A 21,935-nucleotide genomic window follows, 5' to 3' on the forward strand; every position below is an offset into this window, starting at 1 on the left:
AATATGGTTTTACTTTGTCTATGATAAATGAAAAATCAATGTACTGATCAATTTTACGAAGCAGGTGATCCTCTTCGACCAGTTGATCTAGCAATACAAATTCGGCTTCGTGCTGAGAAGAATTTCTAGTGTGGAACATGAGAAAAACACCTTCCTTTAGTATGCTTTTCTCTATTATAAAACGGGGGAATGGAAACTTTAAGGAAAAAAATAAAGCTGTCGAGATTTTCTCGACAGCCTGACGTTTCTCCATTTTTGGAGAAACGTCCAGATTGTTGACAAAGGGCTAAAATGATTTTTATTTTAGCCCTTTGTCTCCTTTTCAGCGTGATTGAAAACCTTTGAAGTCTAGGAAGGACGAGCACCGGAGCGAATTTGACATTCGTGAGCACCGGAGCGCAGACCTGACAAAGAATGCGAGGGTTTGTCTACACGCTGAACGTTTCTCCATTTTTGGAGAAACGTCATCCTTATTCCGTTCCTTTGGCAAATCCTTTTGACATGAATGGATAAAGCAGAATACCAACTAAGAACAGACCTATTCCGAGACCAAATGTTTTCAAATCAGCTGTTCCCGAAATAATGACCCAAGCGGAATACCCCATAGCAACAAGTGCGATGATGCCGTCTCTTGTTCGATTACCTTTTTGAAGCTCATATGTGTCGCCTTGCATGATGACCTTAAAGCTGTAGATCGAAGACACGATATACGGAATGAGATACGCAAGTGTCGCTGATGTTGTTAAAAAGGTAAAGGCTTCATTAATCGTGCGTGACATGACTGAGAAAATAAACAGCTGTGACATGATATTTGTGACAGTCAAAGCGAAGGCAGGACTGCCCTTTTTGTTTGTTTTTGCAAATACTGCTGGGAAGTCGCCTGCCTTTGCTGCTTGATAAGGTACTTCTGAACCGAGTAAGATCCAGCCAAGCATTGAGCCAAATAAACAAATGATCGCAAGCAGTGCCATGACAATCCCGCCAGCCGGCCCAATAATGAGCTGAAGCACGTCCACGAATGGTTTGTCTGAGCCTTGCAATTGATCATGCGGCAGAACGCCCATTGTAATCAGCGTGATAATCATGTAGATCGAAAGTGCGATTAAAAGACCCGTAATCGTCGCACGTTTCACATCGCGCTGCGAAGACGCTCTCCCTGATAAAATAACCGCAGATTCGATTCCGATAAATGCCCATAGTGTGGAAATGGCCGCATGATGAATTTGGCCTCCAAGTCCAAGCACTCCTTCGCCCCCTGATGCAACCGGGAAGTAATAATGCTCAAATAATGCCGTTTGGAATGCAAATAAGCCCGCTACAATAAAAAGGACGAATCCGAGCACCTTTGAAAAGGTCGTAATAAAGTTTAATTTACTTGCAGCACTTAAGCTTGTGATTAAAATGGTATGTGTTCCCCATAGAAGGATGGTACATACGATAAAGGTCATGAGCTGACCAAGTGTGATCGTTTCTTTTCCAAAGGTAAAGATCACCGTCTTTACGGTTAAAATAGGGAAAAAAGTCGTTAAATAACCGGCAAGGCTCGTAATAATGGCGACATTACTAATCCAGCTCGCCACCCAATATCCCCAAACCATTGTAAAACCGGCTGCTTTTCCCTTTTTCGGATCTTTAAAAAGCGCCCTTGCATAACTTTGTGGTCCTGCCGTCAGCTGCGGCTTATGAATGGATAAATGCCCAAATACAAGTGCAATCATCAGCACACCGCCACCTGTGACAAGCCATGCCATCGTCACACCTAAAGGACTTGCGTGCTGGGCAAGCGTACTTGGCAGCATAAAGATGCCTGAACCTACCATATTTCCGACGACAAATGCCGTCAATAACCAAAAACCCCATTTTTTTGTCTGTTCCATTTCCGTACCTCCGTTATATTCACTTTGGACCAGACCCGGCAGTATCTTCATTGATATATTTGTGAAGCAATGACTTGCATTCTTTATGTTCATAATGGGTCACTTTCTTAACAGCATACCCTTATCTTTGTCACTGAGAACATAAAAAAAAGCCTGAACAAAAGTCCATGCTTTTCAAAACATACACCTTGATCTCCGGATAGCCCTCCACGCTTTTAGACGTGGCAGTCCTGCATTTATTCAATGCAGACCCAGCATAAAGAAAGTTGGAGCTCTCTCTACACTTCGGCGCTGATGCCTTTTTCCCATGATCAACGATTCCATCTCTCCCATGAGTGACTCATCATCCGCGCAACCTCTACCTCACTGAGACATAGCGTGAGGATTTCTATTCATTTTTACTACACGAAGGTTATCAAACATTTTCACATCTGTCAAAGGGAAAAACATAGAAAAAAGACAGAGGAATGATTCTCTGCCTTTTACCTGCTTATTGATGATTGTTTTTCTTCTTTTGTACAGCTTCCTGAAGCGGATCGCCTGCTAGTTCTTTACTTGCTTCTTCTAACAGCTGATCTACCTGCTGATGGTCTTTTTCACTTTTTGCCTTTTTATCCTTTTGGAAAAATGACATCGCTGCTTCCCCCCCTTTTCATAAAATGCGTTTGCCTGTTTAATTTGTGCGACAGCACTCAGCATTATACAAGGAGAAGAGACTCATTCATCATGAAAGGTCTGTCTCATTTTTTGCAAATAAGTCAAAAAGGTTTTTAAATCTTCCTCTGTGAAGTCTGACATCATATGCTGAATCACCTTACCAAAAAGGCGTGTATGCTTTTCGTAAATGGCCAGCCCTTTTTCCGTGGCTTCTAACTTGACAAGTGAATGGTCTTCCTTGTCCCGTTCTCTTTGAATATAGCCCTGTTCGCTTAATTTATTGAGTGCAATAGAGGCTGCACCTGGGTTTAAAGAGAGTCTTTGCTTCAGCTCTTCGGCATCTGATACTTTTCCTTGTATCAAAATAGAGAGAGCATAAATCTGCGGTGGCGTGATGTCTTTTTCTAACTCAAGTAACTTGCGGTTTAATTTACGGCTGACTTCATAATGTACGAGAACAATTTCTTTTAAAATGTCTGCATTACTCATCCGAATCGCATCCTTATCGTTAGTATCAACATGACTTCCCCCTTATTATAAAATGTTTTTCCAATCAGCCAACCCTTTTGTCCTCTTTTTCTATAGAAATAAGCCTTGCTGAATGAATTCACCCTTGATATAGTGAGTACTTGAACAAAAAACAGAACAGGAGTACGCATCATGACAGGAAAAACACACATTATGGGCGGAATCGCCGCCACAACGGCCGCCGCCTACTACTACGGACTCGATCCAGTCACTATGGCTGCTGCTGGATCAGCAGGTGCTTTGATCCCCGATCTTTGCCATACGAAAAGTAAAATCGGCAGGAAATTCCCGCTGCTCTCGACACTGATCAGCAGTGTGTTCGGTCATCGCACGTTTACACACAGTTTATTATTTCTGCTGATCATTTATTTTATTTCGACAACATACATTCCAAATGACAGCCTAAGTATCGGTTTACTCGTTGGGATGGCGAGCCACCTCATCCTTGATGCTGGAACAGTGAACGGCATTAAATTTTTGTTCCCAGCTTCCATTAAAGTACGTCTCCCCTTCTATGTCAAAACAGGCAGCACAGGAGAACAAGTCGTACTAGCTGCTCTCACCGTCGTTACCTGCTATTACATCGCTGTCATCTGCGGAATATCCATTCCATTGCAGTTCTAAGAGAATGAAAAAAGAGTTTTGCAAAAAAGACAGGATATGAATTGATCATTCCTCATTTTTTTAGTAGTTTTAAGATAAGTGTTTTTGCCGTGCAGCTGAATACAGAATGGTGAGGAGCTACATAAATGAAAGCGTTTTTCAAAGATCACTGGTTTTTAGTGTACTCCATCCTCTTCATGTGGATGAAAACATACATCATTTATCAATTCGGATTTCATATACGAACGGCCAATCTGTTTCACGAATGGCTGCTTTTGATCAATCCACTCAGCTTTTTGCTCCCTTTGTTTGGGATTGCTCTTTTTTTAAATGAAACCAAACAAAAGGTTTTTTTATTGACCGCAAATTTTATACTGACAGCCATCTTGATATCGAATACGATCTTTTACGGTTTTTATATTGATTTCATTACCATTCCCGTGTTATTTCAAGCCAAGAACATGGGGGATATGGGCAGCAGCATGACTGAGTTGTTCCACCCGCTGTTTGTGCTGATGCTCATTGATTTCGTGGTGCTGGCATGGCTGTTAAAGCGTAAACCATTAGCACCAAAAGCGTCATTCAAGACGATCAAAACGTATTATGCGGTCTGCTGCAGCTTTCTATTGTTTCATGTCAGCTCAGCCATGATGGATCATCCTCAATTTCTGACAAGCTCTTATGATCGAGAAGTCATCGTACGAAACCTTGGGCTGTTCCAATTCCACCTGTATGACGGCGCTGCCCAAACGGCGCGTATTGGACAAAAAGCCTTTGCAGATGAAGATACACTTTCAACAGTAGCCAACTATACAAAGGCTGATTACAGTGCACCAAACGAAGACTACTTTGGACTTGCTAAAGGCAAGAACGTCGTGTTCATTTCACTTGAATCAACGCAGCAATTTGTCGTTGACCAAAAGGTGAATGGACAATACATCACACCCTTTTTAAATCAACTGGCCAAAAAGAGCTTTTATTTTGATGAATTTTATCAGCAGACAGAGCAAGGGAAGACATCGGATTCAGAGTTTATTGTCGCAAATTCCCTCTATCCATCTAGCAGCGGCGCTGTCTTTTTCACAGCGAGTGACAACGAATATGACACGTTATACAAGGAATTGAAAAAACAGAATTATCAATCCGTCCAATTTCATGCGAATAATAAAACGTTTTGGAATCGTGATGTGATGTATGAATCGCTTGGGATTGATCGCTTTTATGATGTCGATTCGTTTGATGTCAATGAACAGAATTCGACTGGCTGGGGCTTAAAGGATATCGACTTTTTTGATCAATCCATTGATTATTTAAAGAAGTTGAAGACTCCTTATTACAGCACGTTCATTACATTGACAAATCACTTTCCATTTGAAATCGATCCAAAGGATCAATTTATTGATGAATATAATTCGACTAGCGCCATTTTAAACCGCTATGTGACGACCGTCCGCTATCAAGATGAAGCCATTAAGACATTCTTTGACCGCATGAAAGAAGAAGGACTGTATGAAAATACGATGTTCGTCCTTATGGGTGATCACTATGGCATCTCAGAGGCACATCATGAGGCAATGGCAGAGCTCCTCAAAAAGGATGAAATCACACCGTTTGATGCTGTCAAACTACAGCGGGTGCCATTTTTAATCTACATTCCTGGTATCACGGATCAAGCACCGCAGACAATATCTGAAACAGCCGGCCAAATGGACGTAAAGCCAACACTCCTTCACTTGCTCGGTATAGAATCCAAGGATGCCATTCAATTTGGAAATGACTTATTTTCAAACGAACGGACGCCTTTCGCTGTTCTGAGAAATGGAAACTTTATTACAGATGATTATCTCTATACAAAGAACACCTGCTATGACCAAAAAACAAAAGAGCCTGTTGAACAAGATGAAGTTTGTCAGCCTTATATAGAAAAAGCCAATAAAGAGCTCTCCTTATCAGACAAAGTCATCAATGGGAATTTACTGCGTTTTTATCAGCATTAAAAGCTGCCATCTGGCGGCTTTCAGATTGTTGACAAAGGGCTAAAATGACCTTTATTTTAGCCCTTTGTCTTCTTTTCAGCGTGATAGAAAACCTTTGCAGTCTAGGAAGGACGAGTACTGGAGCGGAGCGAATTTGACATTCGTGAGCACCGGCACGCAGGACTGACAAAGAATGCGAGGGTTTGTCTACACGCTGAAAGCCTATGAATGCTCAAATAAGTTTGATTATCATAAGGGATACATGATATTGAATGATGAGAGGTGTGAACATGAAGTATACATTCTTAGCCTTCATCACCCTATGTTTGCTCCTAACCGGATGTCAAACAGAGATGAAGTCATCACATACGAGCAAAAAGACGGAGCTTGTGATTTCAGCAGCTGCAAGCCTTCAAGATGCATTAAAGGAAATTGAATCCGCCTTTAACGATCAGCATCCGAACGTCACATTAACAAATAATTTTGGGTCATCAGGCGCACTGAAGCAGCAAATCGCTCAAGGAGCAAAAGCGGATCTCTTTTTCTCTGCGGCTGAGGAGCCTTTCGATGAACTTGTCCAATCTGGAGACATTGATCAGGATCATACAAAGGATGCCATACAAAATGAGCTTGTCCTCATTGTGCCAAAAGAAAGCTCTTCCTCTATCAAAAGCTTTCAAGACGTCCAGCACTTAAAAGGAAAAATTGCTCTCGGTACACCTGAATCTGTTCCTGCTGGTACATACGGAAAAGAGATTTTCACAAAGCTGAACATATGGAATCAAGTGAAAAAGAACGCTGTCTACGGCAAAGATGTGCGTCAAGTTCTAAGCTACGTAGAGACAGGGAATGTGGAAGCTGGTGTTGTGTATAAGACAGACGCCCTCGTTTCCAAAAAAGGAAAGATTGTGGATGAGGCAAATCCGGACATGCATTCCCCCATCATTTATCCAGTAGGAATTGTAAAAGGGACAGAACATTTAGAGGAAGCCAAGGCATTTTTTCAATATCTCCAATCAGATACAGCCGCATCAATTTTTAAAAAGTACGGCTTTCAAGTGAAATAATGCCTATGCTGACTGAAGAGTTTTTATCTCCTATTTGGCTGTCGATTCAAGTTGCCGTCGTCAGCGGACTATTGGCTACTGTTTTTGGAACAACGATCGGCTTTTGGATGGCGCGAACATCTTTTAAGGGGAAAATGATCGTTGAAACGCTCCTCATGATGCCGCTTGTCCTCCCACCAACGGTCGTAGGGTTTTTATTGCTTGTCATGTTCGGAAAGCATAGCGTGATTGGACGCGCCATTGAATGGATCTTCCATCAGCCTGTCATCTTCACATGGTGGGCGGCAGTCATTGCATCAACAGTTGTGGCTTTCCCGCTCATGTATCAATCAGCAAAAGCGGGGTTTTCTACGATTGAGTCAGACATTGAAGGTGCTGCAAAAGTAGACGGTGCTCATTCATTCCAAGTCTTTGCCTATATCACCGTACCACTCGCCCTGCCTTCCCTGCTGTCAGGCAGCGTCCTCAGCTTTGCCAGGGCCCTTGGAGAATTTGGGGCGACCTTAATGTTTGCCGGCAACATCCCAGGGAAAACCCAAACACTCCCAACCGCTATCTATGTGGCCATCGATTCTGGACGAATGGAGCTTGCTTGGGCTTGGACGATTTGTATTGTGATATTGTCTTTTATCATGCTGCTGGCTGTGCGCCGAAGCAGCACATAAAAAATCCCCCCTATTCTCACATAGGGGGATCTATACTACATATTTACTTTGCCGTTTTACCACAGTATAAGTCAGAAATGATAACAAGATGATAAGCAGTGAAAGGCAGGTCAGAATTGTGGTTACACTAATGGGAATAGGCACAAATAATTGGTAGTTTCCTTTAAAAGAAAACAGATGCAAAGCTAAGTTGGCGATCATATTTTTCAAATCAAAGACACCTAAGTTAGGGATCAATAAAAAATAGACCATATAAATAACCACAGATAAAATAAAACTTCGACATAAACTACCTAAATAAAAAACAATTGTACTAAATAACCAGCTTGTACATACAACAAACATCAATTGAAGAAGTATAGAATATTCGGTACTATCTTTATATGTAAACAACTGAACAGATATATCCTGTGAGATGACAGAATAAAATAGATGACTAGCCATATACGAAATGAGACAGATAATAGAAATAAAGAATAGAATGATCACATACAGAGACAGTTGCTTTGAAAATAAAACATCGTTCCACTGATATCGAACCGCTTTTATTTTCATCGTTTTATATTTAACATCATATGTGGTTAAATAGACCGCATATAAACCAAATGCAAGAGGGTAAAAGATAAACCCCATCCATTCTAAAGTAGTTGAAATGGCTTGCGCTGGTTCCATCAAATGAAGTGACTGAATAAACTGCTCATAATCATACTTTAAGACATTTTCTACAACTTCTCCTTCAGCACCGGCTAATTCACCTTCTTCTATATTAACTGGCATCGTCAAAGCTTTTTTAATATCAATGCCGAGCTCTTTATATTCAGTTTCCGTTTTTACATATTGAGCATAATTTGATTTTGTTGTTTCATATTGAGCATACACATTCCATAACGAAATCAGCATTAATGGAATGAACAAGATAAGAAATGTTTTAGCATAATATTGATATAAAAGCTCTTTTTTCATTAGCTTAAAGATATGCTTGATAAACGTCACCCAAATCCTCTCCTTTTTCCTGAAAGTCATGGATTTGAATCATTGATTTGTCCTTTAAAATAAACAATTCATCGACAATAGACGAGTAAAATTCAAATTGATGACCTGTAGCAATAATGGTCATGTCTTCAGACCACTTCTTAATCATTGCTTTTAATTCCATCATTGTGCCATAATCTAAACCATTTGATATTTCATCTAAGAACAAATAAGTTGGTTTGGTTAATGCAATGAATATGAAACTTAGCTTCTTTTTTTGGCCATAAGAGTAATGTTTGACCTTTTTCTTTAGAATCTCATGTGGTAGATATTCACGTGCCAGCGCCATACACTTTTTTTGGTCAACGGGAACATTTAACAATAAACGTATATTTTGGTAACCGTTTAAATTCAAATAGAGCGGCGTATCATCATACATCACTTGGATTTCATGTCTCACTTGATCAATTGACTGGTGGTTATACAAAATCTCTCCTTCATATTGTTCTAACTGGAGTAGACATTTCATAAAAGTCGTTTTTCCAGATCCGTTCTTCCCCATGATGAAATTGACCTTTCGATGTTCAATTTGAATATGTAAATCTTCAAAAATAGGCTGATGTCGATATGTTTTTGTTAGCCCCTTTATATGGATCATTTCCAAAACCTCTCTTGGTATTTATTGAGATTATCTGTAATATTTCATACGTAGCGCCTTTTCTATTAAACTATAAAGTTAATCCCAACCATGTTTCCCTTTTCCATTTACCCACACTCTATCTGTAAAAGAGTTACTTACAAAGGTAACATCTCCCCACGGTGTGGGTGTTCCAAATTTAAGGGTAGTTTTATGTGCCCATTTATGAATTGTAGATCCCTTGTAGTATCTTTTCGAACCATTTTTTTCAACTTTGTTAGGAAAGATATAGCCGGCGTCTTGAGAACCAGAACTCGACTTGATTTTACCTGAGGAATATCTCCAATCAACATATGATTTAGACCAAGCTAGAAAGCTTCCTCTCGACGTGGTGAGCCTTTTTGCATAAACTTTCGAAGCACTTGTAGACATCTCACCTTTATTTGTTTCCTTTATTGTTTGTACATACATGGTACTACTAGAATAATCTTCTTGAATCACTTTTTGCTCCTTGCTTAAATCAACATTTGCTGCTTCAGTAAATGTTGTAGGCAGGATAGTAAAACCCAAAGTTAACGACAAGCTAAGAATGACCTTTTTCACATAATTCCCTCCTTTTATTTACAATTAATAAATTACCATTAAATGTATTACTCTTCCCATATATTTATTAAATTTAAGGTTATTTTAAGGAATTAAGCATATTTTTCAACACTTACTTACATTTCAAGATTTAAAAAACACCTTTCCAATCGTCTTAGAAGTGTAACACTCCCAAGTCCTATCAAAAGGTGTTTTAAAATCATTCTATTTTGTTATGATTCAAACCCAACCGTCATCGTCTCTGGATTCGAGCCGACGCGTTCGTTATTATTTAATGCATCGATTTTTTCCATGTCTTCTTGAGAAAGCTCGAAGTCAAAAATGTCTGCGTTTTGTTTAATGCGTTCTTCATTGATTGATTTTGGAATTGTCACGACGCCGCTTTGCAGATCCCAGCGCAAGATGACTTGAGCAACAGATTTGTTGCAGCGTGCCGCAATGTCCTTCAATATGTCATGATCTAGCAGCTTTCCTTGCATCAGCGGAGACCACGCTTCAATTTGAATGCCTTTTTCTTTTGCATATTGACGTAATTCGACAAGTGTCAGTTTCGGATGAAACTCAACTTGGTTCACCGCTGGGACAACCTCAGCATCTTTTAACAGCTCTTCTAAATGCTGAATATAGAAGTTGCTGACGCCAATGGCTCTCACTTTCCCATCTTTGTAAAGCTTCTCAAGCGCACGCCATGTGTCTTTAAATGTATCTGCATTTGGACCAGGCCAATGAATCAAATAGAGGTCTAAGTAATCAAGACCTAAACGATTTAAGCTTGCATCAAATGCAGCCAGCGCCTTGTCATAGCCTTGATCTGTGTTCCATACTTTAGACGTAATGAATAATTCTTCTCGTTTCACACCAGATTCTTTAATGGCTTTCCCTACGCCTGTCTCATTTTTATAAACGGCAGCCGTATCAATGCTGCGATATCCGTTTCGTATGGCTGCTTTTACGGCATCTACCACTTGATTGCCGTCCTCCACTTTGAATACACCTAAACCAAACCAAGGCATGTCCACTCCGTTATTCAGTGTTACGGTATCATTCAAGCTTTTAACCATGTTAACAACCACCTTTTTCATAGATTCCATCTTTTTCATTATCTCATGTTGCGCTTTAAAACTCTATTATCAGGCGTTTCTCTTCGCTTCGATGGCTAAAAGCAAAGCGCCTGTCATGCCAGCCTTGTCCTCAAGTCCAGGAGAGACAATGTATGTATCAAGCGGCGGCAGATCTACATAATCATTTACATAGGCAGCAAGCTTCTCTCGAATGAGCGGAAACAGCTGGCTTTGCTTCATCACGCCTCCGCCCATAATGATGCGTTCTGGGCTTAAAATGAGCGTGTATTGCATCAATGCCTGTGCCAAATAATCCGCTTCAAGTGCCCAAACCGATTCTTCCTGAGTGAGCTCCTTGGCCGGCTTTCCCCACCTTTTCTCAATCGCTGGTCCAGCTGCCAGTCCTTCTAAGCAAGTACCGTGCGCTGGGCAGACACCTGCAAACTGGTCTGATTCATGCTGCCTGACAAGGATATGTCCCATTTCTGGATGTGAATGACCATGAAGAAGCTCATTTTTCACAACAGCTCCGGCACCAATACCCGTGCCAACTGTGATATACATACAGCTGTTCAGCCCTTTGGCTGCCCCTTTTGTCAATTCACCTAATGCTGCCGCATTGACATCTGTTGTAAAGGACACAGGTACTCCTAATTGTTTCTCTAGCTCCGGGATGAACGGGTAATGCTTCCATTCGACCTTCGGCGTGTTCATGATATAACCGTAAGAAGGATCGTCCTTTTGGACACAGATCGGTCCAAAAGAGCCGACCCCTAATGCTTCTATTTCATATTTTTGAAAAAATGGAATGAGCTTTTGTAATGTCTTTTCCGGGTGCTCTGTAGGAATCGTCATTTCCTCTAGAATCTCCCCATACTCATTGCCAATTGCACAACAAAACTTTGTACCTCCAGCTTCAATTGCTCCATAATACGCCATCATTGATCTCCCCCTGCTCGTTCTCTTTCTTCATCATAAAACATAGGGGAGGAGATGACAACATCACGTATTGGTTAGCAAGACTGCTTCCATGTCATTGATATACTCCCTTAAATGATGGGCAATATCACGATTGATTTCGCCATCTTCATATAAGGTTTGAATTTCATTTCGAATCGTCTGTACAGCTTGGAAGTTGAGCTCCTTTTTCTTTCTGTCAAAGGCACGATCTTTTTGCTGAAAGAAAGATGGACCGTGTTCACAGCGGAAAATCACTTGATTGTAAAAACCAATGACTTGGTGACATGTTTGTTTATTTTCATCTGTCATATGCTGTTTGATCGAATCTACTGCAGCTTCAGCGGTTTTCTTACGAATTTGTTTGTACGATTCCTCGTTTTCTAAAATGCCGCTTGAAACGCGCTCATCCGGCCGCCATAATTGGAGCCATTGAAGCAAGCGCAGAAACTTCACTTTTGAAAAACGAATTTTAAAGGAGTTTGAATACAGCATTTCCAGCTCATGAAATCTCTCTTGCAGTTCATAGGCTTCTTCTTTATCTAATTTCTCTTCATCAATTAATTGCTGAAGCTTCATTTGCTCTGCTTTAATTCCATGCAATCTGATTTTCCGTTCCTGTTTTCTCATCCCAAATTGGTACGGCTCTCGCTGAATATTTCTCAGCTTCATTCGGTAATCATTGATGAGTGCAAGTGACACTTCCCTATTGTCCTCATTCATTCCTTCTTTTAAGGTTTTAATGGCACTTCTCAGCAGTTTCCGTTTCGCGTGCTGAATCTTTGTATTTAAGTCCACAGCAACTTGCTTATCTTTATTCTCAGATAAAATAGGCAAGAGCACACTAGCTAAAATGAGAGTACATAAGATCACGCCTGCTGCGAGGAAAATAATCAAATGCCGCTCAGGGAATGGTGATCCGTCCGCAAGCGTAAATGGTATTGAGAAGGCACCGGCTAAAGTGACAGCACCACGAACACCGGAGAATGTCATCAGCATCGAAGCGCGCAGCTTCGGTTTTTTCACATTCTGCTTTCTCGTTACACTCCAGTTACCTGCCCAGAACAGCCATACCCATAAGAATCTTAGAACCATGAGACAGAGTGTAATGATTAAAATGTAACTAATGACCTGCATATTATTAAATGCTTCATCCTGGAAAATGACTGTGGATACATCCGGAATCTGCAATCCAAGTAAAACGAAAACAAGGCCGTTTAAAATAAATAAAATAATATTCCATGTGTTTGAAGAAGCAATTTGCAGTTTTGCTAAATTCCCTTCCATTCGATCTTGCTCAATTGCATGCGTCACACCACCAGCAACAACCGCTAAAATGCCGGATACGCCGATTTCTTCAGCTGCTAGATAAATCACAAATGGCGTAAGGATTTGCAGGATGATGTGCATTGTGACATCGTCCATTCCTAAACGGCGGAGGAAATAGCGGAAACGAATGATAAAAAAGGATAGAATAAATCCAGTCAATAATCCGCCAGCGGCAATAAGGACAAAGCTAAAGGATGCCTCAGCAATTGAAAAAGCCCCAGTAACAGTTGCAGCAATGGCAAATTTAAAGGCGACAAGTCCTGATGCATCGTTCATCAGCCCTTCCCCTTCCAGCAGCCTCATGATGCCTTTTGGCATATTCACACGGCTGGATAAGGCACTCACTGCGACCACATCTGTTGGTGAAAGAATCGCTGCAAGCGCAAATGCGGCTGGAAGCGGAATGCTTGGAATCATCCAATGAATGGTATATCCCGCTACAATAACTGTCGCAAACACTAAACCAAGTGCTAAGAGGAGAATAGGCGCTCTTAATTTCCATAGCTCATCCCTTGGGGTCCGCTTCCCGTCATTAAATAGAAGCGGCGCAATGAACAACACGAAAAACAGCTCAGGATTTAAAGAAATATGTAAACCTGAAGGAAAAGCGGCGACCAATATCCCTAAGCCCACTTGGATTAACGGAACTGGAATAAAGGGCAGAAAACGATTGATAATATTAGATGATGCAATGAGTGCTAATAGTACGAGCACTGCCAGAAAAATCTCCACTAGTACATGTCCCTCCTATTTTATTATGTTCGTCATGTTTTGCTTACATGCAAAGATGCGTTTATTTCTTTTTGGTCCATCCATCCGTCCGATCATAAGTGCTTTTTAGTATCCCGCAAAAAGTGAAACCAACAACATGACAATCCATCTAGGCAAAAAAAGGCTGAATCCAGATATTCAGCCAAATGACAAAATTTTTATTACATGTAATGTTCCAATGATGAATAAAAAACCTACTTTTATTTTACACGAAAATGGCATGACCTGCTGACATCCAGCTCGAATAAAACAAAAAAAGAGCGAAATTGCCGCCCTCTTTTTTTACCCTTTATTTAAAAAATAAGACCTAGCGGGAAGCCGCCATTTGAATAAGTAGGAACAAACCCGGCATGTGACGAGGATGAGAAACAGCAGATACAGTGCGAGCTCTCCTTGGGCTAAACCAAGTCCTACAAATAAGCCGCCAAGTGCTGCCCATACTGCGTAAATCTCCGCTTTTAAAACAAGCGGCTTGCGCCCTGCCAGGAGATCACGCACAATCCCGCCGCCGCTCCCAGTCAAAATGGCTGCCACAATAACCGCACTGAGCGGGAGCTCTCTTTGCACAGCAAATAATGCGCCTTGAATCGCAAAGGCTGCTAAGCCGATGGCATCCGAGAAATTCCCCCATGTGCTCCAATGCTTGAGCAAGAGCTTTGGAAATAGAAACACAATCGTAATCGACACAAGGGCAATCGTAAACATCTTGCCCTGTGACCATAAAGCCGATACCGGGAGTCCGATTAATAAATTACGAATCGCTCCACCGCCAAATGCTGTCACAATCCCTAAAATATACACACCAAGAATATCGTACTCTTCCTCCATTGCCACAATCGCGCCACTAATGGCGAATGCGATAATGCCAATGATACTTAAGACTTCCCATGCCATTTTCCGCTTATCTCCTTACCATGATCTAATCATCTAACACTACCCCTTAATGTATATCTGACACAAGCGAAAAGCAATACAAATTTTCTTTAAATTTAATCTTTTTGCAAAAATAAAAAATAGCCCACTTATAAGCAGGCTATCTCCTCAATCTTTTTTTGCATTTAACAGCAGCATACTAATGATGATAAGAATAAATGCAATAAGAGCCAATAGTGGAATGGTGATAAAACCAAACCAGTTCAAATAATCAAAGGAACAAGGAATGCCGCTGAGGCAAGGACGAATCGATGCAAATCCTGGGATCTTTTGTTCCATATAATGATAGATGGAAAAGCCAGCACCAATCACTGCCAAAGGCAGAACGTAGTACTTCACTTTGACATCGCCCCGGAATGTAGCAATTCCAAGTAAAAGCACAAGCGGGTACATGAAAATGCGCTGAAACCAGCACATATCGCATGGGATAAGCTTCTTTATTTCACTTAAATACAGGCTGCTCATCGTCGCAACGATAGAGACAATCCAAGCACTGTACAAGTAAATCAGCTTATTTTTCATGATTTCTTCCCTTTGAGCTCTTGATCAATTAATTGTTTGATTTCATCATAGTCATAAAAGTTTTGAACTTGTTGATTATTAATAAAAATCGTTGGTGTTGAATTGACTTTATATTTGTTCACAAGCTGATCGTCTGTGTTCAGCTGCGGCTGATACGTTTTCTTTGATAAGTTATCTTTTAGCTTGTCCGTATCAATTTTTGTTGTCTTTTTCGCTAGTTCAGTCAGCTTAGCAGGCGTAACCCATTCTGCTTCACTACCTGGCTGTGCTTGATAGATAGCTTCATGGAATGCCCAGAAGTTTTTTGGATCTTCTTTCCACACTTCTTCAGAAGCTAGTGCTGCTAACACTGCGCCATCTCCATGAACAGGCAGTGGTAAGTTAATAAATGAAAAGGATACATCGCCTTTATCTATGTAGTCTGCTTTCAGTTTCGGGAAAATGTCTGTTTCAAATGATTTACATGACGGACATTTGTAGTCCCCAAACTCGACGATTTGCACCGCTGCGTTTTTGTCCCCCATGACAGGCTGTCCTTTAATAGAAGGCTTACTGTCAACTGTTTGTGCTTCTTGGCTGTTATTGTTCCCAATCACAACAAATAGACCGATGAGAAGAGCTGCGACGATGGTTAAAATGACGGCAAATTTAATGGATGAAGATTGATTATTTTTCTTACTCACATAAGCACCTACCTTATCTTTTTCATTCCTAAAAAAAGAAAAAGGATAATAGCTTAGAAAAATGCCATTATCCAGCTTCTTCTATTTTAACAAGAGGGGGGCCATTATGAAAGGTGGTATTCATGAATTTTTCCTTACAATTTTATTTCATGACCCTCATCGCATTTAAAACCGCAAGTACGGTAACACCGACATCCGAGAAGACGGCTTCCCACATGGTCGCAATACCGAATGCACCGAGTAACAGGAAAACGCCTTTGACACCAAGAGCAAATGCGATATTCTGCCATACAATCCTTTTTGTTCGTTTCGCAACAGCGATGGCTTCTGCTACCTTTGATGGCTGGTCCGTCATGATGACGATATCAGCCGCTTCGACAGCTGCATCTGAACCAAGCCCGCCCATTGCAATTCCTATGTCTGCTCTTGCTAATACCGGTGTATCATTAATGCCGTCCCCAACAAATAATAGCTTTTCTTGAGGGGCTTTTTTCTGATCGATTTCTTCTAATTTCGTTACTTTATCCTGTGGCAATAATTCAGTATGCACTTCGTCAATACCAATTTGCTGGGCGACCGCAGTCCCTACTTGTTTGGCATCACCAGTGAGCATGACTGTTTTAATCCCAGACGCTTTTAATGCAGAGACTGCTTCGACCGCATCATTCTTTAATTCATCTGCAATCAAAATAGATCCGGCAAACTCACCGTTTATTGCCATGTACACAACGGTTCCGCTTCGTTTTTCTTTTTCAAACGCAATGCCTTCTCTTTCCATTAAGCGGTGATTTCCAGCTAATACATGGACACCGCTAATCGTGGCTTTAATTCCATGTCCAGCAATATCCTCATATGCTTCAATCTGGCTCTCATCAAGCGGTGAACCGTAAGCAGCTTTAATTGATTCTGCAATCGGGTGCGAGGAATGGGCTTCTGCCAGAGCCGCAAAAGAAAGCAGTTCCTCTTTTGAGCACTTGTCACTCGTTGTCACGATATTGGTCACCGTAAAGTTCCCTTTTGTGAGTGTGCCAGTTTTATCAAATACAGCATAGCGCACAGAGTTCAGTGCTTCTAAATAGTTACTGCCTTTCACAAGAATGCCTCGTTTAGATGCCGCACCGATTCCACCGAAGAATCCTAATGGGATGGAGACAACTAGTGCACAAGGACAAGAGATCACGAGAAAGACGAGCGCCCGGTAAACCCAGTCAGACAATTGTGCTGATGGAATGAGGAGCGGCGGCATAAAGGCAAGCAATAATGCTAGCACGACGACCGCAGGTGTATAATATTTTGCGAACTTTGTGATAAAGTTTTCTGTCTGTGCTTTTCGGCTGCTCGCATTCTCCACCAAATCTAAAATCTTCGTAACAGCCGATTCGCTTAGCTCTTTTTGTACTTCGATTTCAAGCATCCCGTTTTGATTCACAAATCCTGCAAGAACTTCTTTTCCTGCTTCTACATCTCGAGGAACAGATTCCCCTGTTAATGCAGAGGTATCCACGAGTGAATAACCTTCAATGACAAGTCCGTCCAGCGGAATTTTCTCACCCGGTTTGACGACGATGCGGTCACCCGCTTTTACTTCTTCCGGCTTTACTCTTTTCGTTTCATGTCCCACTTTGAGATTCGCATATTCAGGGCGAATATTCATTAATTCACTAATCGATCGTCTTGAACGATTCACTGCCGCCCCTTGGAAGAGCTCTCCAATTTGGTAAAACAGCATGACAGCTAGTGCCTCTGGATATTGCTGAATGACAAAAGCACCAACCGTTGCAATGGTCATTAAAAAGTTCTCATCAAATACTTGGCCGCGCACGATATTTTTCAGCGCTTTAAAGACGACATCACCGCCGACTAGTAAATACGCTGCGAAAAACATGACGAACTTCAGCAAACCATCTTCAGGTATAAAATAGGCAGCTGTTCCAATCACAGCACCGCCAATTAATTTCAGAACAATCGTTTTTAAGTTCTTTGTCCCATGATCATGATCGTGATGATGTCCTTCTTCTTTTGGTGATACACTCACATGAGGTTCAATGGACTGAACGGTTTTCGCAATACGCTTTGACATCGTTTCTTGTTTATCTGCATGTGTGACAGTCAATGTGCCTGTCGCAAAATTAACAGAGCAAGCTTCAACTCCATCCATTTTGCTGACACCTGTTTCAATTTTACGTGCACAGTTGCCGCAATCAAGACCGCTTAATACGTATTCATCTTTCATCTTTTTCATGTTCTCACCTTTTTCTATATAAGTAGCATTCCCTGATTCAATCAAACCTATATCAGATACTATGGATGTTATATATGAGCACGTATTCATATATTGAATTACCCTTATTATATGTGGAGATCTGATCAACTGTCAATCATTTATGAGCAAATAATTGTTTTTTTGTGTCCAATGCTGTCACGTGGATTTTCAATAAACCAAGCTCATGTCCCCCGCCCGTCGCATAACATAAAAACGATCGTTTGACCTCTAACGAAATAAGTACAGCATTTCTCTTTACAAAAGAAGGACATACGCTTAGAATAAAATAAAAGTTTTCCCAAGGAAACAAATTAGCGCAAGTGAATCATTTCATCCTTTAGTCAAAATTATTTAATGTATGCATATATCTTTAGGAAGCGCAATGATGATTGAAAGGGGCCGCAAGAGATGTCAAATGCTTTAACAATCGACCGTCTTCATGTCTCATATCACGGACAAGATGCATTAGAAAACATCTCTCTTTCCATACAGGAAGGGACGATGACAGGAATCATTGGTCCAAATGGTGCCGGTAAATCGACTTTATTGAAAGCATGTTTGGATTTAATTGAAAAAGATCAAGGGGATATTCACTTTTTTGAACAGCCCTTTAAACAAGTCAGAAAACAGATCGCATATGTACCGCAGAGAAATGATCTAGACTGGACATTTCCTATTCATGTACTGGATACCGTTCTACTTGGAACATATCCGAAGCTTGGACTAATGAAACGACCCAAAAAAGAAGACCGAGCCTATGCATACCATTGCTTAGAAAAAGTCGGGATGCAGGACTTTGCCAAAAGACAGATCGGTGAATTATCCGGCGGTCAGCAGCAGCGTGTCTTCCTTGCAAGAGCACTTGCTCAAAACACACAGCTCTTTTGTTTGGATGAACCTTTTGTCGGGATTGATATGACAAGTGAAGAAACGATGATTCGCATTTTGAAGGAATTACGAGATGAAGGGAAAACCATTCTGGTCGTCCACCATGATTTAAGTAAGGCCGATGATTACTTCAGCCACCTCGTTCTTTTAAATAAAAAATTGATCAAGGCAGGACCTGTACATGACATTCTTCGTCCAGAGGTGATGCTGGAGGCATATGAAACGCAGCTACCATTCTTAAAATCAGCAGGAGGAGACGTGTAATGGAATTCTTAACCGGACTCTTTGAGTATGCGTTTTTACAAAAAGCGTTATTTACATCCGTCATGGTAGGCATTATTTGCGGTGTCATTGGCTGCTTTATCATTTTACGAGGCATGGCACTGATGGGAGATGCCATTTCACACGCCGTGCTGCCAGGTGTCGCCATCTCTTATATGCTAGGGATTAACTTTTTTTTCGGAGCCGTCTTAACTGGTGTGCTAACAGCGATTGGCATCGGATATGTCAGTCAAAACAGCCGCATTAAAAATGATTCTGCCATCGGCATTGTATTCACCGCCTTTTTTTCAATTGGGATCATTCTCATTACATTTTTGAAAAGTTCCAGTGATTTATATCATATCTTGTTTGGAAACGTACTAGCTGTTCGTTCCTCTGATATGTGGATTACGCTCGGAATCGGCATTTTTATTTTACTGGCCGTCATCGTGTTCTACAAAGAGCTGCTTATTAGTTCATTTGATCCGGTCATTTCTTCTGTTTACGGTTTACCGAATCGAATGATCCATTATTTTCTCATGACATTATTGACCCTTGTAACCGTCGCGTCGCTGCAAACCGTTGGTATTATTCTTGTCGTTGCGATGCTTATTACGCCGGCCGCCACCGCTTATCTCTTGACAGACCGGCTATGGATCATGATTTATTTATCTGCTTTTTTCGGTGCCGTTTCTGCCATCGCGGGACTTGGGCTGAGTTTTACGTATAACTTGTCGTCTGGTGCTTCCATCGTGCTAGTCGCGACCATTTTATTCGGCAGTGCCTTTATCTTTTCACCAAAGCAAGGTATTTTATGGAGATCATTAAAATCTAAACGAAAACGAACGCAGTTAAAAAAGGAAGCGTCTATGTAAAAGGAGGAACTACATGAAGAAGGTATTTGCAATCCGTTTGACCGCAGTATTCATTGCCCTTATGGTGATCGCAGGTTGTTCTACTCAACAAAATAATTCCGGCAAAGATGATGGCAAATTAAAAGTTGTCACGACCTATTCCATTCTTTATGACATCGTGAAGGAAGTAGGCGGACAGCATGTCTCTATTCACAGCATTGTTCCCATTGGTACAGACCCACATGAATTCGATCCACTGCCAAAGGATGTTCAGCATACGACGGATGCAGACCTTGTTCTATACAATGGCTTAAACCTCGAAACAGGGAATGGCTGGTTTCAAAAGCTGCTTGAATCGAGCGGCAAGAACGGGGATAATGCCCCTGTAGCCGAATTGAGTAAGGGCGTCAAAGTAAAGCATTTATCTTCAAAAGGGCTGGAAAGTCAGCAGGACCCCCATGCCTGGCTGAATGTTGCAAATGGCATTATTTATGCACAAAATGCCCGGGATGCGCTCATTCAAGCGGACCCCGAGCATAAAGAGGATTACGAAAAAAATGCAGACGCCTACATCAAGAAGCTTCAAGCTCTTCATCATGAAGCAAAAGACAAGTTTGATCAGCTGCCAAAAGACAAAAAACTCCTTGTCACAAGTGAGGGAGCATTCAAGTATTTTGCAGATGCGTATGGACTGAAAGCGGGCTACATTTGGGAGATCAATACAGAAAGCGAAGGAACACCTGGACAAATGAAACGCATCATTCATTTTGTCAAAGATCATCAAGTTCCTGCTCTCTTTCTTGAAACAAGTGTAGATAAACGCAGCCTTGAAAGCCTTTCTGAAGAAACTGGGGTACCGATTAAGGGAAAAGTATTCACTGACTCCATTGGAAAGAAAGGTGAAGATGGAGACAGCTACTATAAGATGATGAAATGGAATATTGACACCATTTACAAAGGGTTGTCATCATGAGAAAAGACAGGTGGAGTGAGTCCGCCTGTCTTTTCTGTTAGCCTGCCATATTTTGTGGATGTTTTTTCGGCCAAATCACATAACTGATGCTAATTAGGAAATCAACGATTAAGACCATTCCCCACACATAGGCAAGCTGCATCAATGATTCGGTTCGTTCTGGTGCTTGAATGAGAAAGGTGAGCCCAAAAAGTAAACCGGCTCCGATGACCCAAGCAGCTAAATGCCTCACCCAGCTGACCATTTCATACATAGACCGCTCCTTGCCGTACTTTGGTTTTCCCTTTGGCTTCGGGTCTCCTGCAAATCGATAAGCAAACCGGGCATCTGCCCATTTCACCATTTGATGCCCAAAGGTCAGACTCACGCCAATATAAACAGCCGCAAGTCCGTGGATGACACTCGCCACCGCCCCTTGCCTTGAATCCATATAAGTAGCCGCAAGAAGGACCAGATCCAAAATCGGCGTACAGATCAGGAAGAAAGCTCCCCACTTTATTGGAGCAAGTCCTTCCACTTGATGAAGAACGAAAATTTGAAATGGAGGTGTGGCAGGCTTTTACGATTAAATCCCTGACTGAATCCGATTTACAGCCGCTCAATGCAGAGATGTATAACGATCTTTTCCAAACCGTTCATGCTTGTTTAACGAAATTAAAAGAGGCTGAGCTGCTGCTAGAGCATACCGATCTTTTACTGGAGACAGAACGGCTTTATGCGGTCGTCAATGGGCTTGCTTTGAATGGAATCTTGCAGCCTCACCGTCTACCGCCTCAGCTCATGCGCTCCGTGCTGGAGATGCATCTGCAATCCATCACAAAAAAAGACATGCCTCCGCAATAGGCGAGCATGTCT

At 41.4% G+C, this 21,935-nt stretch carries 22 protein-coding genes, 1 pseudogene and 1 riboswitch; of the genes and pseudogenes, 8 read left to right on the top strand and 15 right to left on the bottom strand.

All coding sequences use genetic code 11. The features are described 5' to 3' along the window. The 4 genes and pseudogenes from ACSLGF_RS10250 to ACSLGF_RS10265 all read right to left on the bottom strand — a co-directional run. Window positions 1-139 (bottom strand): annotated as a pseudogene (locus ACSLGF_RS10250) (IS5/IS1182 family transposase); the annotation flags it as partial. Between the two features lie 331 nt (window positions 140-470). Beyond that, entirely contained in the window at window positions 471-1,877 is a 1,407-nt protein-coding gene (locus ACSLGF_RS10255; protein ID WP_099728497.1) for an amino acid permease, read from the bottom strand. A gap of 192 nt (window positions 1,878-2,069) precedes the next feature. Then, a riboswitch (Lysine riboswitch) is annotated at window positions 2,070-2,246 on the bottom strand. 121 nt (window positions 2,247-2,367) lie between these two features. Further along, window positions 2,368-2,511: a small acid-soluble spore protein SspJ gene (gene sspJ, locus ACSLGF_RS10260; protein ID WP_008347117.1), complete on the bottom strand. Its 144-nt coding sequence runs from the start codon at window positions 2,509-2,511 to the stop codon at window positions 2,368-2,370. A gap of 83 nt (window positions 2,512-2,594) precedes the next feature. Beyond that, window positions 2,595-3,023, bottom strand: coding sequence for a MarR family winged helix-turn-helix transcriptional regulator (locus ACSLGF_RS10265; RefSeq protein ID WP_456005016.1), 429 nt, complete (start codon window positions 3,021-3,023; stop codon window positions 2,595-2,597). A 171-nt stretch (window positions 3,024-3,194) separates the two neighbouring features. On the opposite strand from ACSLGF_RS10265, the gene ACSLGF_RS10270 reads away from it, so the two are divergent. The 4 genes from ACSLGF_RS10270 (at window position 3,195) to modB (ending at window position 7,373) form a co-directional block, all read left to right on the top strand. Further along, the gene (locus ACSLGF_RS10270; RefSeq protein WP_456005018.1) at window positions 3,195-3,686 is read left to right on the top strand and encodes a metal-dependent hydrolase; all 492 of its coding nucleotides are present in this window, start codon (window positions 3,195-3,197) and stop codon (window positions 3,684-3,686) included. 125 nt (window positions 3,687-3,811) lie between these two features. Further along, window positions 3,812-5,662: an LTA synthase family protein gene (locus tag ACSLGF_RS10275; RefSeq protein ID WP_456005020.1), complete on the top strand. Its 1,851-nt coding sequence runs from the start codon at window positions 3,812-3,814 to the stop codon at window positions 5,660-5,662. Window positions 5,663-5,931: 269 nt separating this feature from the next. Continuing rightward, the gene (gene modA / locus ACSLGF_RS10280; RefSeq protein WP_456005023.1) at window positions 5,932-6,708 is read left to right on the top strand and encodes a molybdate ABC transporter substrate-binding protein; all 777 of its coding nucleotides are present in this window, start codon (window positions 5,932-5,934) and stop codon (window positions 6,706-6,708) included. Further along, entirely contained in the window at window positions 6,708-7,373 is a 666-nt protein-coding gene (gene modB / locus ACSLGF_RS10285; RefSeq protein ID WP_099728504.1) for a molybdate ABC transporter permease subunit, read from the top strand. The genes modA and modB overlap by 1 nt, the downstream gene beginning before the upstream one ends. A 30-nt stretch (window positions 7,374-7,403) precedes the next feature. Here modB and ACSLGF_RS10290 read toward each other — a convergent pair whose 3' ends face one another. The 10 genes from ACSLGF_RS10290 to ACSLGF_RS10335 all read right to left on the bottom strand — a co-directional run bounded on the left by ACSLGF_RS10290 (window position 7,404) and on the right by ACSLGF_RS10335 (window position 18,083). Next, the gene (locus ACSLGF_RS10290) at window positions 7,404-8,366 is read right to left on the bottom strand and encodes an ABC transporter permease (RefSeq protein ID WP_456005025.1); all 963 of its coding nucleotides are present in this window, start codon (window positions 8,364-8,366) and stop codon (window positions 7,404-7,406) included. Beyond that, window positions 8,341-9,003, bottom strand: a complete 663-nt coding sequence (locus ACSLGF_RS10295; RefSeq protein ID WP_456005027.1) for an ATP-binding cassette domain-containing protein — start codon at window positions 9,001-9,003, stop codon at window positions 8,341-8,343. The genes ACSLGF_RS10290 and ACSLGF_RS10295 overlap by 26 nt, the downstream gene beginning before the upstream one ends. A 78-nt stretch (window positions 9,004-9,081) precedes the next feature. Further along, window positions 9,082-9,585, bottom strand: coding sequence for a hypothetical protein (locus ACSLGF_RS10300; protein ID WP_456005029.1), 504 nt, complete (start codon window positions 9,583-9,585; stop codon window positions 9,082-9,084). A gap of 212 nt (window positions 9,586-9,797) precedes the next feature. Beyond that, on the bottom strand, window positions 9,798-10,646 hold the full coding sequence (locus ACSLGF_RS10305) for an aldo/keto reductase (RefSeq protein WP_456005032.1): 849 nt from the start codon (window positions 10,644-10,646) through the stop codon (window positions 9,798-9,800). 69 nt (window positions 10,647-10,715) lie between these two features. Next, window positions 10,716-11,585 (bottom strand): ROK family protein, encoded by an 870-nt coding sequence (locus ACSLGF_RS10310; RefSeq protein ID WP_456005034.1) that lies wholly within the window; start codon window positions 11,583-11,585, stop codon window positions 10,716-10,718. A gap of 63 nt (window positions 11,586-11,648) precedes the next feature. Further along, complete coding sequence (locus tag ACSLGF_RS10315) at window positions 11,649-13,664, bottom strand: Na+/H+ antiporter (RefSeq protein ID WP_456005036.1); 2,016 nt, start codon at window positions 13,662-13,664, stop codon at window positions 11,649-11,651. Between the two features lie 321 nt (window positions 13,665-13,985). Then, window positions 13,986-14,597: a trimeric intracellular cation channel family protein gene (locus ACSLGF_RS10320; protein ID WP_099728508.1), complete on the bottom strand. Its 612-nt coding sequence runs from the start codon at window positions 14,595-14,597 to the stop codon at window positions 13,986-13,988. Window positions 14,598-14,744: 147 nt separating this feature from the next. Then, window positions 14,745-15,158 (bottom strand): disulfide oxidoreductase, encoded by a 414-nt coding sequence (locus ACSLGF_RS10325; RefSeq protein WP_456005038.1) that lies wholly within the window; start codon window positions 15,156-15,158, stop codon window positions 14,745-14,747. Next, on the bottom strand, window positions 15,155-15,841 hold the full coding sequence (locus ACSLGF_RS10330; protein ID WP_456005041.1) for a DsbA family protein: 687 nt from the start codon (window positions 15,839-15,841) through the stop codon (window positions 15,155-15,157). The genes ACSLGF_RS10325 and ACSLGF_RS10330 overlap by 4 nt, the downstream gene beginning before the upstream one ends. A 142-nt stretch (window positions 15,842-15,983) precedes the next feature. Beyond that, complete coding sequence (locus ACSLGF_RS10335) at window positions 15,984-18,083, bottom strand: heavy metal translocating P-type ATPase (RefSeq protein WP_456005043.1); 2,100 nt, start codon at window positions 18,081-18,083, stop codon at window positions 15,984-15,986. Window positions 18,084-18,512: 429 nt separating this feature from the next. On the opposite strand from ACSLGF_RS10335, the gene ACSLGF_RS10340 reads away from it, so the two are divergent. Genes ACSLGF_RS10340 through ACSLGF_RS10350 form a run of 3 tightly spaced genes read left to right on the top strand, consistent with a single transcriptional unit; the run spans window position 18,513 to window position 21,080 of the window. Further along, the gene (locus ACSLGF_RS10340) at window positions 18,513-19,256 is read left to right on the top strand and encodes a metal ABC transporter ATP-binding protein (protein WP_456005046.1); all 744 of its coding nucleotides are present in this window, start codon (window positions 18,513-18,515) and stop codon (window positions 19,254-19,256) included. Beyond that, the gene (locus ACSLGF_RS10345) at window positions 19,256-20,128 is read left to right on the top strand and encodes a metal ABC transporter permease (protein WP_456005048.1); all 873 of its coding nucleotides are present in this window, start codon (window positions 19,256-19,258) and stop codon (window positions 20,126-20,128) included. Before ACSLGF_RS10340 ends, ACSLGF_RS10345 begins: the two co-directional genes overlap by 1 nt. A gap of 13 nt (window positions 20,129-20,141) precedes the next feature. Continuing rightward, window positions 20,142-21,080, top strand: a complete 939-nt coding sequence (locus tag ACSLGF_RS10350) for a metal ABC transporter solute-binding protein, Zn/Mn family (RefSeq protein ID WP_456005050.1) — start codon at window positions 20,142-20,144, stop codon at window positions 21,078-21,080. Window positions 21,081-21,117: 37 nt separating this feature from the next. Here the strand turns inward: ACSLGF_RS10350 and ACSLGF_RS10355 are convergent, their stop codons facing one another. Next, window positions 21,118-21,510, bottom strand: coding sequence for a hypothetical protein (locus ACSLGF_RS10355; protein ID WP_456005052.1), 393 nt, complete (start codon window positions 21,508-21,510; stop codon window positions 21,118-21,120). 68 nt (window positions 21,511-21,578) lie between these two features. Between ACSLGF_RS10355 and ACSLGF_RS10360 the strand changes: the two genes are divergently transcribed. Beyond that, window positions 21,579-21,923, top strand: a complete 345-nt coding sequence (locus ACSLGF_RS10360) for a TetR family transcriptional regulator C-terminal domain-containing protein (protein ID WP_456005054.1) — start codon at window positions 21,579-21,581, stop codon at window positions 21,921-21,923. The last annotated feature ends 12 nt before the right edge of the window (window positions 21,924-21,935 follow it).

This window comes from Bacillus sp. A015 (assembly GCF_053851875.1).

Coding starts and splice junctions, on each gene's coding strand:
- ACSLGF_RS10255 (WP_099728497.1), bottom strand. CDS start 1,877: ATGGAACAGACAAAAAAATGGGGTTTTTGGTTATTGACGGCATTTGTC.
- sspJ (WP_008347117.1), bottom strand. CDS start 2,511: ATGTCATTTTTCCAAAAGGATAAAAAGGCAAAAAGTGAAAAAGACCAT.
- ACSLGF_RS10265 (WP_456005016.1), bottom strand. CDS start 3,023: ATGAGTAATGCAGACATTTTAAAAGAAATTGTTCTCGTACATTATGAA.
- ACSLGF_RS10270 (WP_456005018.1), top strand. CDS start 3,195: ATGACAGGAAAAACACACATTATGGGCGGAATCGCCGCCACAACGGCC.
- ACSLGF_RS10275 (WP_456005020.1), top strand. CDS start 3,812: ATGAAAGCGTTTTTCAAAGATCACTGGTTTTTAGTGTACTCCATCCTC.
- modA (WP_456005023.1), top strand. CDS start 5,932: ATGAAGTATACATTCTTAGCCTTCATCACCCTATGTTTGCTCCTAACC.
- modB (WP_099728504.1), top strand. CDS start 6,708: ATGCCTATGCTGACTGAAGAGTTTTTATCTCCTATTTGGCTGTCGATT.
- ACSLGF_RS10295 (WP_456005027.1), bottom strand. CDS start 9,003: ATGATCCATATAAAGGGGCTAACAAAAACATATCGACATCAGCCTATT.
- ACSLGF_RS10305 (WP_456005032.1), bottom strand. CDS start 10,646: ATGGTTAAAAGCTTGAATGATACCGTAACACTGAATAACGGAGTGGAC.
- ACSLGF_RS10310 (WP_456005034.1), bottom strand. CDS start 11,585: ATGGCGTATTATGGAGCAATTGAAGCTGGAGGTACAAAGTTTTGTTGT.
- ACSLGF_RS10320 (WP_099728508.1), bottom strand. CDS start 14,597: ATGGCATGGGAAGTCTTAAGTATCATTGGCATTATCGCATTCGCCATT.
- ACSLGF_RS10325 (WP_456005038.1), bottom strand. CDS start 15,158: ATGAAAAATAAGCTGATTTACTTGTACAGTGCTTGGATTGTCTCTATC.
- ACSLGF_RS10335 (WP_456005043.1), bottom strand. CDS start 18,083: ATGAAAAAGATGAAAGATGAATACGTATTAAGCGGTCTTGATTGCGGC.
- ACSLGF_RS10340 (WP_456005046.1), top strand. CDS start 18,513: ATGTCAAATGCTTTAACAATCGACCGTCTTCATGTCTCATATCACGGA.
- ACSLGF_RS10345 (WP_456005048.1), top strand. CDS start 19,256: ATGGAATTCTTAACCGGACTCTTTGAGTATGCGTTTTTACAAAAAGCG.
- ACSLGF_RS10350 (WP_456005050.1), top strand. CDS start 20,142: ATGAAGAAGGTATTTGCAATCCGTTTGACCGCAGTATTCATTGCCCTT.
- ACSLGF_RS10355 (WP_456005052.1), bottom strand. CDS start 21,510: ATGGATTCAAGGCAAGGGGCGGTGGCGAGTGTCATCCACGGACTTGCG.